Annotated in this window: 15 protein-coding genes; 12 read left to right on the top strand and 3 right to left on the bottom strand. The window is 54.6% G+C overall.

The features are described from left to right. Positions 1 to 167 precede the first annotated feature (167 nt). The 7 genes from G340_RS0101615 to cysK all read left to right on the top strand — a co-directional run bounded on the left by G340_RS0101615 (position 168) and on the right by cysK (position 7,018). Positions 168 to 1,412, top strand: a complete 1,245-nt coding sequence (locus G340_RS0101615) for a mechanosensitive ion channel family protein (RefSeq protein ID WP_027103816.1) — start codon at positions 168 to 170, stop codon at positions 1,410 to 1,412. A gap of 101 nt (positions 1,413 to 1,513) precedes the next feature. Next, positions 1,514 to 1,819: an MGMT family protein gene (locus G340_RS0101610; protein WP_020071904.1), complete on the top strand. Its 306-nt coding sequence runs from the start codon at positions 1,514 to 1,516 to the stop codon at positions 1,817 to 1,819. A 131-nt stretch (positions 1,820 to 1,950) separates the two neighbouring features. Next, positions 1,951 to 2,412, top strand: coding sequence for a pyridoxamine 5'-phosphate oxidase family protein (locus G340_RS0101605; RefSeq protein WP_020071903.1), 462 nt, complete (start codon positions 1,951 to 1,953; stop codon positions 2,410 to 2,412). 174 nt (positions 2,413 to 2,586) lie between these two features. Beyond that, complete coding sequence (locus G340_RS0101600; RefSeq protein ID WP_020071902.1) at positions 2,587 to 3,423, top strand: DegV family protein; 837 nt, start codon at positions 2,587 to 2,589, stop codon at positions 3,421 to 3,423. Positions 3,424 to 3,818: 395 nt separating this feature from the next. Then, the gene (gene pdxR, locus G340_RS0101595) at positions 3,819 to 5,237 is read left to right on the top strand and encodes a MocR-like pyridoxine biosynthesis transcription factor PdxR (RefSeq protein ID WP_027103815.1); all 1,419 of its coding nucleotides are present in this window, start codon (positions 3,819 to 3,821) and stop codon (positions 5,235 to 5,237) included. A 430-nt stretch (positions 5,238 to 5,667) separates the two neighbouring features. After that, a complete protein-coding gene (locus G340_RS18160) occupies positions 5,668 to 5,832 on the top strand; it encodes a hypothetical protein (RefSeq protein ID WP_020071899.1) in 165 nt (54 codons plus the stop codon). 253 nt (positions 5,833 to 6,085) lie between these two features. Beyond that, positions 6,086 to 7,018 carry a cysteine synthase A gene (gene cysK / locus G340_RS0101580; protein WP_020071898.1) on the top strand — a complete coding sequence of 311 codons (933 nt, stop codon included), beginning with the start codon at positions 6,086 to 6,088 and terminating at the stop codon, positions 7,016 to 7,018. Positions 7,019 to 7,623: 605 nt separating this feature from the next. On the opposite strand, the gene G340_RS0101575 is transcribed toward cysK, so the two are convergent. Then, on the bottom strand, positions 7,624 to 7,833 hold the full coding sequence (locus G340_RS0101575) for a hypothetical protein (RefSeq protein WP_326522292.1): 210 nt from the start codon (positions 7,831 to 7,833) through the stop codon (positions 7,624 to 7,626). A gap of 28 nt (positions 7,834 to 7,861) precedes the next feature. Between G340_RS0101575 and G340_RS0101570 the strand changes: the two genes are divergently transcribed. Next, positions 7,862 to 8,572 (top strand): polysaccharide deacetylase family protein, encoded by a 711-nt coding sequence (locus G340_RS0101570; protein ID WP_326522291.1) that lies wholly within the window; start codon positions 7,862 to 7,864, stop codon positions 8,570 to 8,572. A 297-nt stretch (positions 8,573 to 8,869) separates the two neighbouring features. Here G340_RS0101570 and G340_RS0101565 read toward each other — a convergent pair whose 3' ends face one another. Together G340_RS0101565 and G340_RS16235 are read right to left on the bottom strand one after the other, a co-directional pair. Further along, entirely contained in the window at positions 8,870 to 9,970 is a 1,101-nt protein-coding gene (locus tag G340_RS0101565; protein WP_020071895.1) for a DUF3810 domain-containing protein, read from the bottom strand. 22 nt (positions 9,971 to 9,992) lie between these two features. After that, positions 9,993 to 10,358: an HTH domain-containing protein gene (locus G340_RS16235; RefSeq protein WP_020071894.1), complete on the bottom strand. Its 366-nt coding sequence runs from the start codon at positions 10,356 to 10,358 to the stop codon at positions 9,993 to 9,995. A 560-nt stretch (positions 10,359 to 10,918) separates the two neighbouring features. Between G340_RS16235 and G340_RS0101555 the strand changes: the two genes are divergently transcribed. The 4 genes from G340_RS0101555 to G340_RS0101540 all read left to right on the top strand — a co-directional run bounded on the left by G340_RS0101555 (position 10,919) and on the right by G340_RS0101540 (position 17,656). Next, entirely contained in the window at positions 10,919 to 12,703 is a 1,785-nt protein-coding gene (locus tag G340_RS0101555; RefSeq protein ID WP_020071893.1) for a hypothetical protein, read from the top strand. Positions 12,704 to 12,742: 39 nt separating this feature from the next. Further along, positions 12,743 to 13,237, top strand: coding sequence for an LURP-one-related/scramblase family protein (locus tag G340_RS0101550; RefSeq protein WP_020071892.1), 495 nt, complete (start codon positions 12,743 to 12,745; stop codon positions 13,235 to 13,237). A gap of 232 nt (positions 13,238 to 13,469) precedes the next feature. Continuing rightward, positions 13,470 to 16,103: a valine--tRNA ligase gene (locus tag G340_RS0101545; RefSeq protein ID WP_020071891.1), complete on the top strand. Its 2,634-nt coding sequence runs from the start codon at positions 13,470 to 13,472 to the stop codon at positions 16,101 to 16,103. A gap of 251 nt (positions 16,104 to 16,354) precedes the next feature. Next, positions 16,355 to 17,656 (top strand): bifunctional folylpolyglutamate synthase/dihydrofolate synthase, encoded by a 1,302-nt coding sequence (locus G340_RS0101540; RefSeq protein ID WP_020071890.1) that lies wholly within the window; start codon positions 16,355 to 16,357, stop codon positions 17,654 to 17,656. The last annotated feature ends 106 nt before the right edge of the window (positions 17,657 to 17,762 follow it).

Here is a 17,762-nt window from a genome sequence, read left to right as displayed (position 1 = left end):
ACCCCTGTTTCTTTGCAGGAATAGTGCGATACCGGATGGACTTTCCCCATAAAAATTTCCCGCTTTCGCAAGCATTGCGGGAATCGGTTGCGTTTTTCTGCACGCTGCCGGCCGTATGGGCGGGAATGAGGAAAAAAGACTGGTTTGAGATAAGGAGCGCAAATATCATGTTGAAATGGCTGAACCATACGATCATAAGTTATGGCGCCGGTGAGACCACCGCACAAATCGTCTCCGTTATTGTTTTGGTGCTGATCGTTTTTTTCAGTGCCGTGGTTTCGTATTTCATCGCCAAAAATATTGTCCTGCGGGTACTGCGGGCGATTGTCTCCAAATCCAAAATGAAGTGGGGCGATGTTTTATTCGCTCACAGGGTGTTTGAACAGCTGGCGCTGGTGGTTCCCGCGTTTGTCGTCTATGCGATGGCGCCCCTGTTTCGGGGCGGACAGGAGTGGCTTCAGCGCGGGGCGTCGTGCCTGATTGTGATCGGGGTCGTGAAAACCGCGGACCGGTTGTTAGACTCGTTAGACGCCATTTACCAGAAAAGAGAAACCGCGAAGACCCGCCCGTTGAAGGGCTACTTTCAGGTGCTCAAAATTCTGGCCTACACGGTGGGGCTGATTGTCGTCGTCAGCGTGCTGATGAACCGTTCGCCCCTTTTGCTGCTTGGCGGCATCGGCGCCGCAAGCGCGGTTCTTTTGTTGGTGTTTCAGAATACGATCCTTGGCTTTGTGTCCAGCATCCAGCTGACGGAGAACGATATGGCGCGCCTTGGGGATTGGATTGAAAAGCCGGGGCAGGCGGATGGGCAGATCATCGAGATTTCGCTGCATACGGTGAAGGTGAAGAACTGGGACAATACCGTCACCACCATCCCCACTTATTCGATGGTCAACGAGCCGTTCAAAAATTGGCGCTGGATGCAGGAATCCGGCGGAAGAAGACTGAAACGGGCCGTGAATATCGATATAACCAGCGTGCGCTTTTGTGACGATGAAATGCTGCGGCGCTATCGGCAAATCCCGTATGTCGGGGAATATCTGGATGGGAAGGCCGCAGCGCCGCGCGGGCACGGCGACCCCCATATGGCGGATTTGCCCGGCGCGCTCCGCGCGGACGGCCCGACCAATTTGGGAATCTTCCGTGCATATCTGCTGGCCTATCTGAAGAATCATCCCGGTCTGCGCCAGGACATGGGCATCATGGTTCGGCAGCTGCCCCCTACCGAAAACGGGGTGCCGATTGAGCTTTACGCCTTTACCGGCACAACCGTATGGGAGGAATATGAGTCCATACAGGCGGATATTTTTGACCATGTTTTTGCAATTGTTCCCGCCTTTGATCTGAGGATACAGCAGAACCCGGGCGGGAATGACCTCAAAACACTGCTAAGGTCCAAACCGGAGCAGTGAGGCCGGCGGCCGCACACCGGCGCGCCGCAGGATAAAATTCTTGTATTCTGCGGGCGCTTTCGATATAATCAAAGTGAATTATCATAGTAAGGGAAAATGCCATGGAGCAAGGGACTTTCACGGATCGGGTCTATCAGATTGTCGCAAGAATCCCCTGTGGGCGGGTGGCCACCTACGGGCAAATCGCTTTTTTTATTGGGGCGCCGCGCAGCGCAAGGCAGGTTGGGAATGCTTTGAGCCATACCCCTTCCTTTCTGTCGCTGCCCTGCCACCGGGTGGTAAACCGTTTGGGCCGTACGGCGCCGGGTTGGCCGGAGCAGCGCCGCCTGCTGGAGAGCGAAGGCGTTCCCTTTCGGGAAAACGGCACCGTAGATCTTGCGCGCAGCCTTTGGAGGCCGGGGGAGTGACCTGACCGCCGCGCCTCTTTCAACGCCGCCGGTTTCTTTCTCCGCCGCGGGCGGGACAAGTAATCCGTGTACCTGTATTGGCTTTATTCATAATTGAAAAGACATTGATATCAAGAACAGGATGTGAAAAAATGTTTCCGGAAATAAGAAGAAAAGACCGTATCCTTTCCCCTGAAAACACAGAGCAGCTGCTCCAAAAGGGCGAATACGGCGTGCTGTCCACCATGGGCGAGGAATACCCTTACGGCGTTCCGGTCAGCTACGTGTATGAGAACGGGGCGGTTTATATTCACTGCGCCGTCGTCGGCAGCAAGCTGGAGAATATCACCAGAAATCCAAGGGTTTCTTTCTGCATTGTCGGTGCAACACAGGTTCTGCCGGGGGATTTCACCACAAATTATGAAAGCGCGGTGCTGTTTGGGAAGGCGGATGAGGTCTTTGCCGGGGAAAAGCAGCGGGCGATGGAGCTGCTGGTGCAGAAATATTCCCCCGAATTCATGCAGAAAGGGCTTGATTACATCAAAAAAGCCGACAGCAGGGTAAAGGTGATCAAAATCACAGTGGATCATCTGACGGGGAAGAGCAGAAAATAAGCGGGTCGGTTCGCGGTCAAATAACCGTCAGGTGAGTGCCTTTTCATTTAGTTTTCAAAATCTTTACATTTGATTATTAAAATTACTTATTGAAGTTGCTGTGAAAAAGTGGTAAACTGATTCATATCGAAAAAGATCATACCCAATGCCGGGAATGAAAGGTAGGAAAGCCCAGTGAAGTATCAAATCATCGTAGACAGCTGTGTCGATTTTAACGAAGAGGCATTCGGCGACCCCAGTGAGATCAAGCGAATCCCGTTTCAGCTGTTGATTGACGACGAGGCGTTAACGGACGAAGGCCTCGATTCCGATGAACTGATCCGGAAAATGAAAGCCAGTAAGCGTAAAATCACCACGGCCTGTCCGTCTCTGCATGATTATCTGGAGGCTTATAAGTCCTGCGCAGTCAATTATGTGGTCACGATTTCTTCCCGGTTGAGCGGTTCCTTTCAAAGCGCTATGGCGGCAAAGCAAATGCTGGAGGAATCCGGCAGCACCAGCAAGGTGTATGTAATCGACAGCAAATCCGCTTCTGCGGGGCAGACCCTTGTGGTGCTGCAGCTCAAGCGGATGCTGGAGCAGCGGATGGAAAACAGCCAGATTCTTCTCCGTCTCAGCCGTTATATTGCCAATTTGCAGACGCTGTTTGTACCGGTGTCCTTGGATAATCTGGAAAAGAACGGCCGCATCAAGGGGATTCAGATGATTATCAGCAGAGTGCTCCATATCATCCCGATTCTCGGTTCCAACGGCGACGGCGTTCTGGAGCTCAAGGAGAAGGCCCGCGGGGAAAAGCAGGCGTTGGAGAAGCTCCTCAACATCATTCGCCGCGATGCGGTGAATATGACGGGAACGGTTCTGGCGATCAGCCATGTGAACGCCAGAGCGAAGGCGGAAGAGCTGTGCGAGAAAATCAAAAGCCTGTTTTCGTTCCGGGAGGTCATCATTTTTCAGGCCGGCGGCCTGAGTACGGTATATGCCGACGACGGCGGCATTGTGCTTTCCTTCTGATCATTCTAATTTGATTTTGCCAGACAAAAAAATCAGGCTCCGCTCTTTTTCGGGCGGAGCCTTTCTGTGTCCTGACTTAGGGGAAACATTTACCGAAAGGCCGATTTGACGGCGCTTTTTAAAGCAACCCTCTCATAGTAAGCGCACCGGTATCGCCCATTCACGCAAAAACTTCTCGGCTTTGAGCCGTCATCTCCGCAGCGTACCTTTCCGTGAGAATTGACCAGCAGCAAATCGCCGGCAATTGCCCTGTGTGCTTTTAAACAGCTTTGTACTGAAATTTGTTACATATAATGCTTGCATGTTTTTCAGGTTTGCTTTATGATAGAAAAAACTGATCATATAAAAAGTGCTGGATGCAACACTTTTGAGGGGATCAGATGGAGGCGGGCGATTTGAATGAGATTTCTCTGCGGTTGGAAAAGCGGGCGGATATTCCGTTGTTTCAGCAGCTGTATGACTTTTTTAAGCGCGAGATCACCGGCGGGAATTATCTCAAGGATGAAAAGCTGCCGTCAAAACGGCAGCTCTCCGCCTATCTGCATTGCAGCCAAAATACCGTTCAGGCGGCCTATAATCAGCTGGTGGCGGAGGGGTATCTGGTCGCGCGGGAGAAAAGCGGATATTATGTCGCGGATTTGGGCGGGATTCTGCGCATGAACCGGGAGCCGAAAAAAGAGGTCGTCCCGCCGCGCGAGAGCGTCAGCTTTCGGTATGATTTTTCCCATCAGGGGGTCGATCACGACGGCTTTCCGTTTTCGGTTTGGCGCAGGCTCACCAAAGAGGTGATCAACGAGTACGACCGCGACCTGCTGACAGCAGGCGACCCCAAGGGCGACCCCGGCCTGCGCGGGAGCATCGCCCACTATCTGCATTATTCGCGCGGCGTGAACTGCTGCGCGGATCAAATCATCATCAGCTCGGGAACCGAATTTCTGCTTCTGCTGCTGATTCAGCTGTTCGATGCGGATTTTGCGTACGCCATTGAAAACCCAGGCTATGAAAAGCTCAATATGATTTTCAAAAGCAGCCGCGCGGCCTGTCTCCCGATTCCCTTGGATGAAAGCGGAATGCAGCCGGACGCACTGCGCGAGAGCCGGGCGAACGTGGCCTGCATTACACCGTCGCATCAGTTCCCGACCGGCACCATTATGCCGGTCAGCCGCCGAATTCAGCTGCTGAACTGGGCAAATGAAGAGCCCGGCCGCTACCTGATTGAGGACGATTACGACAGTGAGTTCCGCTATTCCGGCAAGCCGATCCCATCCTTGCAGGGGATGGACGAGACGGGGCGGGTGATCTACATGGGCGCCTTCTCCAAATCGCTTTCGCCCGCGCTGCGGGTCAGCTATATGGTGCTGCCGCGCCATCTGCTCGAGGCATACCACAAAAAGCTCAGCTTTTACATCTGTCCCGTACCGAAAATGGATCAGAAAACCCTGCGCCGCTTTATTGACGAGGGGCATTTTGAGCGCCACCTGAACCGGATGCGCAATCTGTACCGCCAGAAAAGAGAAACGGCTGTTTCCGCGGTGCGCCGCCTGCTGCCGGAGGCTGAAATCAGGGGGGATTCTGCCGGGCTGCATTTTCTACTGCGTGTAAACAACGGCTGGGAGGAGCAAAAGCTGATTCAGGCGGCTTTTCAGCAGGGAGTGAGGGTGTACGGGGTATCCCAATACTATTTTGCCCCGCCGACGAACGGGTGCGATAGTATGCTCCTGCTGGGGTTCGCCTGCCTGAAAATCGAAGAAATTCCGGCGGCTGTGGCGTTGTTAAAGCGGGCGTGGCAGGGCACGGAGCAGGCTGCAAGGTAAGCGGCGGCATGCGTTCAAAAAATCTTCGCGCAAAAAGGCGCTGAATGAAGAATGATTGTAATTTGCTGTAAGTCACAGGGCAATATCATACAGGATTTCCGCGGCGGCTTGTGCCGTTCTGCCGCTTGCCGGTTTGCTTAAAAAAGGCCAAAATGTTCGGAAAATCGGGCTCGAAACTCCGGCGGGGGATTCTCCGGGGGCTGATTGTCCCGCCTTGTCCTTCCCACATATAATGAAATACCTATCAAAAAGGAGGGTTTGATATGTGGGTTTGGTATTGTTGTCATTGGTGGTTCTGCTATAACGGTCACTGTATTCCGTGGTATGATTAAAAAGCGGGTGCAGTACTTGAATCCGCTTTGAAAGCGGATGGTGCGCGGGCTGTATGAAAACATGGATTTTCCATACACTATTCCCGAGGTGATTTTGTATGGAGGATTTTAACTTTTCTTTTCTCGAGGCTCTGTCGGAAGACCGCAAGCTGAAAGCGTTTTTTGATGCTCTTCCCGAGCTGGATCAGCTGCGGCTGATGCAGGGGTGCAGCTCCTACGGCGAATTTTACGACAGGGTCGTACAGGCAATCCCAAAATGCTGAAAAAGGGGTCCGTCTTGCCGACGGATCCCTTTTGCGTAAAACCGCCGGTTTTACATAGAAGGATGCGCTTTTTAAGGCCGCCCCCTTTCTATTGACAAGGATGAGGGGTATGGTATAATAAAACCATATAAAATAGATATGAATTATTTGAACGCGCGGTTTCGGAGGATTGGGATTCTCGCCTTGCAAAATGGCTGCGTTCCAATCAGGATTGCTCATTCAGATAGATTATTTGGAAAAGGAGATTGCGTTTATGGCGAAAATTGCAAAAAATATTACGGAGCTGATAGGGAAGACCCCCTTGCTGGAACTGACAAACTTTGAGAAAAAAAATGACTTAAAGGCGACGATCCTCGCAAAATTGGAATATTTTAATCCGGCGGGAAGTGTAAAGGATCGCATTGCAAAGGCCATGGTGGATGACGCCGAGCAAAAGGGCCTGCTCAAAGCGGGCTCCGTGATTATTGAGCCGACCAGCGGCAATACCGGCATCGGCCTTGCGTCGGTCGCGGCGGCCAGAGGCTACCGGATCATACTCACCATGCCGGAGACCATGAGCGTTGAAAGAAGAAACCTGCTCAAGGCCTATGGCGCGGAAGTCGTCCTGACCGACGGCTCCAAGGGGATGAAGGGCGCGATCGCCAAAGCGGATGAGCTCGCGAAGGAAATCCCGAATGCGTATATTCCAGGCCAGTTTGAGAATCCGGCGAATCCGGCGGCGCACCGGGCAACCACCGGCCCCGAAATCTGGCAGGATACCGACGGAACGGTGGATTTCTTTGTGGCGGGGATCGGCACCGGCGGCACCATCACGGGTGTCGGCGAGTATCTGAGAAGCCGGAACCCCAACGTGAAGATCGTTGCGGTGGAACCCGCCGGTTCTCCCGTTCTGTCGAAGGGAACTCCCGGCCCGCATCAGATTCAGGGAATCGGCGCCGGATTTGTTCCGGATGTTCTGGACACCGCGATTTACGATGAGGTCATTCCGGTAGAGAATCAAGACGCCTTTGCAAAGAGCAAGGAGGTCGCCAAAACAGAGGGACTGCTGGTGGGTATCTCTGCAGGTGCGGCGCTTTGGGCAGCGGAACAGCTGGCAAAACGCCCCGAAAACGCGGGGAAAACGATCGTGGCGCTTCTCCCGGACACCGGCGAGCGCTATCTCTCTACTCCTTTATTCTCTGATTAATTTTCAGGATTTTTAAACAGGCTGTTGCAAAATGAATTTGCGATAGCAAATGGAACAAAAAACAGCCTTAATAATAAGGAAATGCGCCTTGGAACGACCTTTATAGGTCAAACCAAGACGCGTTTTTTTGTGTATTTTATTGGATAAGGCTATTTTGAAACAGCTCCTTCAGACCGTAGACAAGGCTAACTATATAAAAGAATCATATAAAATATGTGTATGAATCATCAATACTATATTTTATCCTTGTCTATGGTATTCTTTAATAGATTTGAATATCCATATAAAATTGCTTTTTATAGTATGTAATGCAAGCCTATAAACGACAGTTTATAGCGGTATAAAACAGTGGTTGGTTAAGATGATGCTTTTTTCTCATTTTGATCGAATCATCCCGGATGTTGTGTCGATGGCGTAATTTGGAAACAAAATAAAGGTTACAATCCTGTTAAACAGCACCCATTTTTCGGCGCTTGTGCTATAATAAAAAAAGTTAAAAAGAGGGAAGTGCTGATCGTGTCTATCGGGAAAAAACGTGTTGTTATTGCCGCCTCTATGCTTGCCGTTGCGATTTGTATTGGGGTGTTGATCGGGTCCGTTGCCGGTTATGTTACGAAGTCTGCTTTTGCGAATACTCCTTCCTCCGCGGTGTCGGTCGGCGAAGCCCCCTCGCAATTGGTCACGTCGCAGCCCGTTTCTGAGCGGCCGGTTTCGTCTGCCGTAGAAATTTCTGAAATTCCGTCCTCAAAGCCCCTTTCTTCGTCGGTTTCAAGCCCAGCTTCCGCTCCTTCGTCCTCCTCAAAAGCGTCTTCCACCAAAGCGTCCTCCGCGCCTGATCCGGCGGTGATCGCAAAAGAAATGGAGGCGATCCGGGCCATGTTCCCCAGCTTTTATGTGGAGCCTACGGAAAAAATCGCACATAAGGCCGGCGATAAGGTGGCTTACCTCACCTTTGACGACGGGCCGTCCGAGCTGACTCCGCAGGTGCTGAAAATATTGGCGGACAACGATGTGAAGGCGACCTTCTTCGTGGTGGGGCGCAGTGATGCGCAGTCCAAAAAGTGGATGAAAGAAATCGTCGATCAGGGTCATACCATCGGGATGCACACGTACACTCACAATTACAGAAAGATTTACGCGTCGCCCACCGCGTTTTTCACCGATTTGTCAGAGCTGAACGATCTGATCACCGAGGCCACCGGAGTGAAGCCGCAGATCGTGCGGTTTGCCGGCGGGAGTGTGAACAGCTACAATAAGGGCATTGCGCGCCCGGTCGCAGACGAGCTGACGCGCAGAGGCTACACGTATTATGACTGGAACGTGAGCGCGGGTGATGCGGAAAAGGGTGCGACAGCGCAGTCGATTTACCAGAATACCGTCAACGAAGCCGTTCAGTTTGAAAAGGCGGTTGTTTTGTTTCACGACTCTTCCACCAAACACGATACGGTCAAAGAGCTCCCCAAAATCATCGGGACGCTGAAAAAGAACGGTTATCGCTTTGATAAGCTTGACCCCTCCGTCAAACCAATCATCTTTAAGCTCCCGGCCCAGTGAATGCCGCCGGGCGGCGGCCCCGTCCGTCCGCCTGCGAACCAATAAAGCACCCACTGAACACAGTACACAAGAACGCGCCTTAAACCGGCTCTTCCCTGGCGGTTCAAGGCGCGTTTTCTGTTTCTTCCGGATGTTGCTGCAGTGCAATTTGGAATTGCGGATTTGTTTTGCAATCACTCTTTTTCAAACGAAAAGAAGAGGCTAACTGCCCCCGTCCCCAAAGCATTTTAATCCTTTGCCGGGCGATGAAAGCAGACGGATGGAGGGAAGGGGTTATCCGCGGCGGCAAAATAAAGGTTATTTCAGGCCGTGGCGCTGCCGGTAATCCGCCAGCAGAAGATCGACCATCCGGCCGTAGCTTTTTACGCCGTCCTCCTGACGGTTCGATTTCAGGTAGCTGTCGTTCACCGTTGTCGCTGCCTTTGCCGCCGGGCCTTCAAACTGCTTCCAGTAAGCGCTGGCCGCGGCAAGGTCTTTTTGCGCGCCGGCTTCCAAAAGGGCATAGGTTTCCCGCCCGGCCTTCTGGTCGGCGGAATACAGGGCGTTGTTTGCGTAAATAAAGGCCAGTAAGGTGCCGGAGTAGGAAAACGCGGGGTCGGTGCTGCTCCGGCCGGCCAGATACGCGATGAAATTGGCTTCATCCTCGCGCATATAGCCCCGCATATGGCTCAGCTCGTGCAGCATGGTGGCCGGGATGCCGTATGCCGGGGCGTCCGCGTTGACGTTTGCCTCCATGGTAAAGGGAAAATAGATTCCGGTAATGTTAAGGTATGACATCAGCCGCGAGGCCATCACGGCCTTTGGCGGCCCGTAGCCGCTTTTTAGGGTGGGGTACCGCGCCTGCATAGCGTCCATGATGCCGCGCGCTGTTTCGGCAGCCGCGTTTCGGTCTGGGAGAACGGCGACGCCATGGCTGTCCGTTTTTATTCCGGCACGGTCGCGGTTGGCGCTCTGCGCCAGCTCCGTGCAAAGCGCTTTCAGCTCTTCTGCAGAGGAGGGCCGCACCGTCAGTCCCGCAACCTGAGCGAACGGGTCACGAGAATAGTTGATGCCGCAGCTGAACGTGAACCAGAAGGAGATCACGCCCGCCGCACAGAGCAGAGAGGCCGCCGCGCGCAGCAAAAGCGTTTTTCGCTCCTGCCCGCGGCGGATCACCCGGACGATCAGGCGGATCAGCAGAGCGGGGAGAAATACAATCAAACTCGCCAGCAGCAGCTCCATGATGGAAAAAGGGAGCAGAGAGGTGATGCGGTTCTCACCCAAAGAAAAGACGGGGTAAATCGTTGCGGCGTACCACTCCGCCCAGTCAGGATTTCTGGAGGCGGCATATGAAACGGCCAGTGAAAGCGGCAGCAGCAGAAAAAGCCGGATTCGTTTAAATGAAAGCAGGGATTTCATAAGTATTCCTTATCCTCTTAGATTATTGTTCAGGCTCATTGTCCTTTAAGAAAAATCGGAGCGCCATTGTGACAGCAGCTATTTTATACTTGATTTCGGCGTCCGTCTTTTCCCATTGGTCATTCAGAAATCGATCTACATCAGCGACTTTAATTCCTGCCATTTTTGCGATGGTTTCTTTTGAAAGCTGATGATAAGACAATACTATTTCCAAAAAGGCTTTTACCTTCAGGTCAGGCAGTTCTTCCGGTATCATGGCTAAAAACATGATTTTATCTAAAGCTTTTGTTCGTTCCATAAAACCATCCGGAAGAGCTTGCCTGTTTCCCTGAGCAATCTGATACACACTTTCGACGCTGAGAGAAAGATATTTCGCCAAAGTTTCCACATTGAAATGAGATTCTTACAACAGCTTTTTTAGGCAAAGTGAGACATCGGCGACACTCATGACAATCAACCTCCCGATATACGAACATTCCCGAATTTGTATTACGATTAAAATTATACCACGGGCACAATACACGTTGCAGGATATCCCGCAGTAAAATCGAAAGCATGGCCTTCCTCAGGGAGAGAAATGAATCATCAGCCTGGTGATTCGTCATAGCCACACAACGGCTATGATACTTCCCATTTGAGGTCATTATATAGCATCAAATATCAGAAGTAAAAGAAAATTGTCTTTTTTTCGTCTGTGAGGGGCAATCCGGCGGAAAAATGACGTTTCTTTTCTCCGCAAACCGCTTTCTGCGCTTGGCAAATGCTGGTCGATTGTGATACAATAAACCCAATCACGATCTGATTCGCGCCATGCTGAAATTTACGGTGAAAAAATGGAAGATATCGTGTTTTTTCCGCTCAGGGCAGGGGAAACACCGGCCACGATTCCATATTTTTATGGGAGACTTTGAATCGACGCTGTTCAGACATTAATTACGGGAGCCGGCCATGCTGAAATCTCTTTTGCAATCTCGTTCCAAGCTGCTTCACATATTGCCCTATGTTGTCATCGCGGGGATGGCGGTTTTGTTTCTAGTTCGTTCCGTTTTTGGATTCGACTGGTCCGACGAAACCTACTATCTGGCCCTGCCCTACCGGTTCTCGCTGGGCGACCGCCCGTTTCTGGATTCCTGGGACATTCACCAGACCGGGGCCCTGCTGATTGCGCCGATTTTATGGCTGTACCGGCTGGCCGTGGGGGACATGACGGGAATTCTTCTGTTCATGCGCATCCTGTATATCTGCGTGGATGCCGCCGCGGCCGTTCTGGTGTACCGGGCGGTATTTCGGCTGTACCGGCGCAGGCTTCCGGCGCTGATCTGCGCGGGCCTGTTTTTTTCGTTTACCCCGTTCGGAATCAATAATTTTTCTTATAACAGCATGGGGTATCTGTTTACGACATCCGCCGCCATGCTTTTGTTTTTCCTTTACGGGGATTCCTTTTCGGCGCCGGGGGCTTTTGGCGTCGGGGCGCTTTCGGGGGCCCTGCTGGCGTTCGCGTGCATTTCCTACCCGTTTTTCATTGTAATGGTGCCGATTTTTCTGCTGGCGCTGTTCCGGATTCGCCCGCGCGTGCGGAAAAACGGACTCGAGCCGGAATCGCGCGCGCCGCTGTTCGGGATGCTCTGCGGCGGGGCGGCGACGCTGCTGTTGGCTGCCGGTTATCTGCTGGCGGTGAGCGGCGTTTGGGGGATTCTCGACAACGTCAGGTATCTGTTTCAGGACCCGGAGCACCCCTACCAGAGCCTGCTTGTCAAAACCTCTCTGTTTTTGCAGGATTACCAGATGCTCACCATTCTTTCTCTGCTTGAAATTACGCTGCTGGTGCTCATTGTTTTGTCGCGCCAGATGAAAACAGACCTTGACCTTGCGCCGGTGCTGGAAGTGATGATCTGGATCTGCATGCCGCTGAGCCTGGTTTTTAATGTGGGTATGGTGCTGATCCAGTCGGAATCCGATTTGACCTTTACGTCCAAGGTGAATTATATTCAGGCCTGTGCGGGTCTTTGGCCGCTGATTTTAACGGCGTACCGGCCGCAGCGCCGCAGCCGGATTGTGGTCTGGGTTTTGTATGTGCCGTCGCTTGTGCTCAGCTGGGCGGTGTATGCCGCCAGCAATAACGGGATGACGGGCGCGTCGTACATCCTGAATCTTTCTTCGCTGGCGCTGGTTTTAACGGCGTATGATTTTTACACGGCGGAGCGCGAGGCGCCCGCGGCGCGCCGCCGCGTGCTGAAAACCCTGTGGGCGGCGTTTGCCAGCTCTCTGGTGCTTTTGGTGCTGTGCAACACCGTCATGCGCGCTCAGGCCGTTTACCGCGACGAGCCGATCGTGTACCTGCGCACGCAGCTGACGACCGGCCCGGCCAAGGGCCTTTACACCACGCCGGCCGCGGCGGCCCGTTATACCGGCCTTGTGGAGGACATTCAGAACGCCATGCCCCCGGGAGACGGCAGAGTAATGTTTAACGAGCTGCTGCCGTTCGGCTATCTGTGCGGCCAGCAAAGACCCGCGCCGCCGTCGCTCTGGCGCTCGGAGCTGCCGTCAAAACGAATCGACGTGTTTTTTGAGAAAAATCCGCAGAACCGGCCGGCCCTTCTCTATGTGGTCAAGGCGCCCTACGGCGTGAATAACGGCACCGAGCCGGTTACGCAGCGCACGGCGGAGCGCATTCTGGGCGGAGCGGTGGTTATGAAAGAAACGGAATATTCTTACCAATTTACCAAAAAATAAGGGTAAGAGAATCGATGGAATATCGAAGGGGATATCCGGATGGACTATTATCTGAACAGACATACCGAAGCGGGTTCGACTCTGTTTGATGTATTCGACACAGCCGGTACCTGTCTTTATACCGTGGAAGGCGACTGGGGCTCGTTCGGGGGCAAACTGTACCTGCGCGACGCCTCCGGGGCCGAAACGGCCAAAATCAGCTGCGTGGGAATTCACGGCTTGTGCAAGTACAGCGTGCAGGTCGGGGAGCGCGAACGCATGCGCGTGACGCATAACCTCGCGTCGTCGGGCGGCAGCCTGCGCCTGAGCAAGACGGACTGGAGCCTTCGCGGCGATCTTCTCACCCGCAGCTTCGACGCGGTAGACGGCCGGGGCAACGTGCGCATGACTCACGCGCCCTGCTGGACGGCCCACGGCGACGGCTACGGAATTCACGTAGAACGGCAGCAGGATGTGCCGCTTTCCCTGTGCCTTGCCGTGATTGTGGACAATGCGGCGCTGTGCGGCCCGGGGTGCGCGGTTCCGGCCAATTAAGCATTGACAAAGCCCCGGTACGATGTAATAATATGAGAAAGATGCGAACAGCCGCGAATTGCCGCGCTTTGTGCGGAAAATTGCGGAAAACAGGGCGTGGGAATCCCCGCGCTTTGTGCTTTTCGGGCGGGTAACGCAGCGTGGTCTGCTTTTAAGTCCGGCCGGGCCTTCGGCCCGGTCGGCGCGCCCTGCGGCGCCGCTTGATTTGGATCGATTTTTAGGAGGAAACAGAATGAGCAAGGAGCTTGCGAAGACCTATGAGCCGCAGGAGGTAGAGGACAGAATTTACCAGTTCTGGCTTTCCGGCGGCTATTTTCACGCGGAGGCGGACCCGCAGAAGAAGCCGTACACCATTGTCATTCCGCCGCCGAATATTACCGGCCAGCTCCACATGGGGCATGCGCTGGACGAAACCCTGCAGGATATTCTGATCCGCTGGCGCAGAATGCAGGGCTACTCGGCCCTGTGGCTGCCGGGTACCGACCACGCCTCCATCGCCACGGAGGCGAAGATTGTGGAGGCCATGCGCAAAGAGGGCATCACGAAAGAAGAAATCGGCCGCGAGGGCTTTTTGAGCCGCGCGTGGGATTGGAAAGAGAAATACGGCGGCACCATCATCGGCCAGCTAAAAAAGCTCGGCTGTTCCTGCGACTGGGAGCGCGAGCGCTTCACGCTCGATGAGGGCTGCTCCGAAGCGGTTCGTGAGGTGTTTGTGCGCCTGTACGAAAAGGGCCTGATTTACCGCGGCGAGCGCATCATCAACTGGTGCCCGCACTGCCGCACCTCCATTTCCGACGCGGAGGTGGATTTCAGCGAGCACGACGGCAGCTTCTGGCACCTGCGCTACCCGCTCAGCGACGGCTCCGGCGACATCCGCCTTGCGACGACCCGCCCCGAAACCATGCTGGGCGATACCGCCGTGGCAGTGCACCCGGACGACGAGCGTTACCGGCATCTGGTTGGCAAAACCGTGATTCTGCCGCTGGTCGGCAAAGAGATTCCGATTGTTGCGGATACGTATGTGGAGCCGGATTTCGGAACCGGCGTGGTAAAGATCACCCCGGCGCACGACCCGAACGACTTCGAGGTCGGCCTGCGCCACAACCTGCCCGTCATCAATGTGATGGACGAGGCCGGTATCATCAATGAAAACGGCGGCAAATATCAGGGGATGGACCGTCTGGATGCGAGAAAGCAGATTGTCAAGGATCTGGACGAGCAGGGCTACCTGCTGAAAGTTGAGCCGATCAAGCATAATGTCGGCTCCTGCTACCGCTGCTCCACCATCGTAGAGCCGCGCGTCTCCAAGCAGTGGTTTGTCAAAATGCAGCCGCTGGCCGAGCCCGCGATCGACCGCGTGAAGGACGGCGAAGTGAAATTCGTTCCCGAGCGCTTTGAAAAAATTTATTATCATTGGATGGAAAACATCCGCGACTGGTGCATTTCGCGCCAGCTGTGGTGGGGGCACCGCATTCCCGCGTGGTACTGTGCGGACTGCGGCGAAATGATCGTTAGGAAGGAAGCGCCCGATACCTGCCCCAAGTGCGGCAGCCATCACCTGCACCAGGACCCCGACACGCTCGATACCTGGTTCTCCTCTGCACTGTGGCCGTTCTCCACACTCGGCTGGCCAAAGAATACCGAGGATCTCAACTATTTCTACCCGACCAACACGCTGGTAACGGGCTATGACATCATCTTCTTTTGGGTGGCGCGCATGATCTTCTCCGCCATTGAGCAGACCGATCAGGTGCCGTTCGACACCGTGCTGATCCACGGCCTGGTGCGCGACGCGCAGGGGCGCAAAATGTCCAAGTCGCTGGGCAACGGCATCGACCCGCTGGAGGTCATCGCGGACTTCGGCGCGGATGCGCTGCGCTTTACGCTCGCGACCGGCAACAGCCCGGGCAACGACCTGCGCTTTTCAGACGACAAGGTCAGCGCCAGCCGCAACTTTGCAAATAAAATCTGGAATGCGGCCCGCTTTATCCGCATGAATATTGAAGGCCATGAGGTGGAAAACCGCCTGCCGGAGCACCTCACGCAGGCCGACCGCTGGATCATCGGCACCTTCCACGAGGTGGCAAGGGAGATCACCGAGAATCTTGAGAAGTTCGAGCTCGGCATCGCCGTGCAGAAGCTCTACGACTTTTTGTGGGACGACTTCTGCGACTGGTATATTGAAATTGCAAAAATCCGCATGCAGGGCGAGGACGAGCAAACCGCGCAGAGCGCCCGGCAGGTGCTGGTGTGGGTCATGTCCAATACGCTCAAGCTCCTGCATCCGTTTATGCCGTTTATCACGGAGGAAATCTGGCAGTCGCTGCCGCATGAGGGCGATTCCATTATGGTCTCCCAATGGCCGGAATACGATGCGGCGCTCAGCTTTGAGCGGGACCACGTGGAGATGCGCCGCGTGATGGACGCCATCCGCGCCGTGCGCAACCGCCGTGCCGAAATGAACGTGCCGCCGTCGCGCAAGGCACATCTTTCCGTCGCCGTAACGGGCACAGCCGCGGATACGTTCCGCGCAAATGTGGACGTGATCTCCCGCCTTGCATACGCGAGCCGGGTGGAAATCGCGGATGCCTGGAACCTGCCGGACGCCGTGACGATCGTTGCCGATGCCGCGACGCTGTATATCCCTACCGACGAGCTCGTGGATAAAAAGGCAGAGCTGGCCCGGCTCGAAAAAGAGCTGGAATCCACGCAAAAGCAGCTGGATTCCGCCGAGGCCAAGCTCAAAAACGAAACGTTCCTCTCCAAAGCGCCCGACAATGTGGTGGACGGTGTGCGTAAAAACGCGGAGAAGCTGGCGGAAAAAGCCGCCGGTATCCGTTTGGCGATTCAAAATCTCAGCAAATAACGAAGGAACCCGGTTGATCCAAGTGCCGCCGCCATGTTTGGCGGCCGGCGACTTTGATTCAGGCCTTGTTTGAAAAAGGAAGGGACGTCTCTGTTTCGGCTGAAATTGTCTGCCCGGCATCCAGAATGCCCGGAATGCGGAACGTGTTCCTGTGCGGTTTTCCTGTCCGGCACAGTTTTTCCTGAAACCCGTTGTCCTTTAACTGACCTTGCAAGGCCCCAAAACGGATGGCCGGAAAAGGGGACGCGATTATGACATATCAAGAAGCGCTGGAACAAATTTCTTCTCAGGCAAAGTTCGGCATTAAGCCGGGTCTCGAACGCATTATAAAGCTGCTCGATAAAATGGGCAATCCGCAGAATCGGCTGAAGTTTGTGCATGTGGCCGGCACCAACGGCAAGGGCTCCACCTGTGCGCTGCTCTCTTCGGTGCTGACTGCGGCGGGCTACAAAACTGGCCTGTATATTTCCCCCTATATTCTGGAGTTCCGCGAGCGCATGCAGATCTGCGGGCAGATGATCCCGAAGGAGGAGCTGGCCGCGCTCACCGAGGAGCTTCTGCCGCTCATTCAGGAGATGGAGCAGGACGGCGACGCTCTCACGGAATTTGAATTCATCACCGCTCTGGCAATGGAGTGGTTTGCCCGCAGCAAATGTGATGTGGTGGTGCTGGAGGTCGGCCTGGGCGGCCGCTTCGACGCGACCAATATCATAGGGACTCCGCTCGTGTCGGTCATCATGTCCATCTCGCTCGATCACACCGGCATTCTCGGCGATACGGTGGAGAAAATCGCGTTTGAAAAGGCCGGCATCATCAAAGAGGGCGGCGATACCGTCGTGTTCTCGCGGCAGGACTACGGCGCCATGCAGGTACTGCGCGAGGCGGCGCAGCAGCGGAACAACAGCTTCTGCGTTGCGGAGCCGGAAGAGATGGAGCAGGTGGAAAGCGATTTGCTCGGCACCCGCTTTGTGTACCGCGGCACCCAAATGCACATGCCGCTGATCGGCGAGCATCAGGTGCTCAACGCGGCCACCGTTCTGGCGGCGCTGGACGTTCTGCGCAAAAAGGGCTTCGAGCTGCCTTTGCAGGCAGTGGCACAGGGCTTTGCGCAGGTATCCTTCCCGGCGCGTCTGGAGCTGCTCTCCAAACATCCGGTCTTTCTGCTGGATGGCGCGCATAACCCGAACGGAGTGCAGGCGCTGGCGGCGGCGCTGCGGCAGTATCTTTCCGGCAAGAGAATCACGGCCATTATGGGCATGCTTGCCGATAAGGACAGCCATGCCTCAATCGGCTACCTGAACGGCCTGCTCGATCAGGTCTACACCCTCACGCCTGATAATCCCCGTGCCATGCAGGCGGAGGAGTTTGCCGCTCTCTGGCGGGAAATGGGGGTTTCTGCCAAGGCGGCGCAGTCGCCCCGGCAGGCGGTGGAACTGGCGCTGGCCCATGCGGGGAGCGACGGCGCGGTCATCGTGTGCGGTTCGCTCTACCTTGCGGCCGAGATTCGCCCGGTTGCCATCGAAATTTTAAAAGGAATGGCTCCGTCCGCATAATTCGAGTAAAATTTTACCAGAAAACCTCTATCCTAATGGGTAGAGGTTTTTTTATTTCCCGCAGCGTTTTTCCGGGAATGGGACAAGCCGTTTCCCGATGATTTTT

This window comes from Faecalispora sporosphaeroides DSM 1294, assembly GCA_000383295.1.
Lineage (GTDB): Bacteria > Bacillota > Clostridia > Oscillospirales > Acutalibacteraceae > Faecalispora > Faecalispora sporosphaeroides.
The sequence above is the reverse complement of the archived record's forward strand: the minus strand, read 5'-3'. Positions and strand labels throughout refer to the sequence as shown.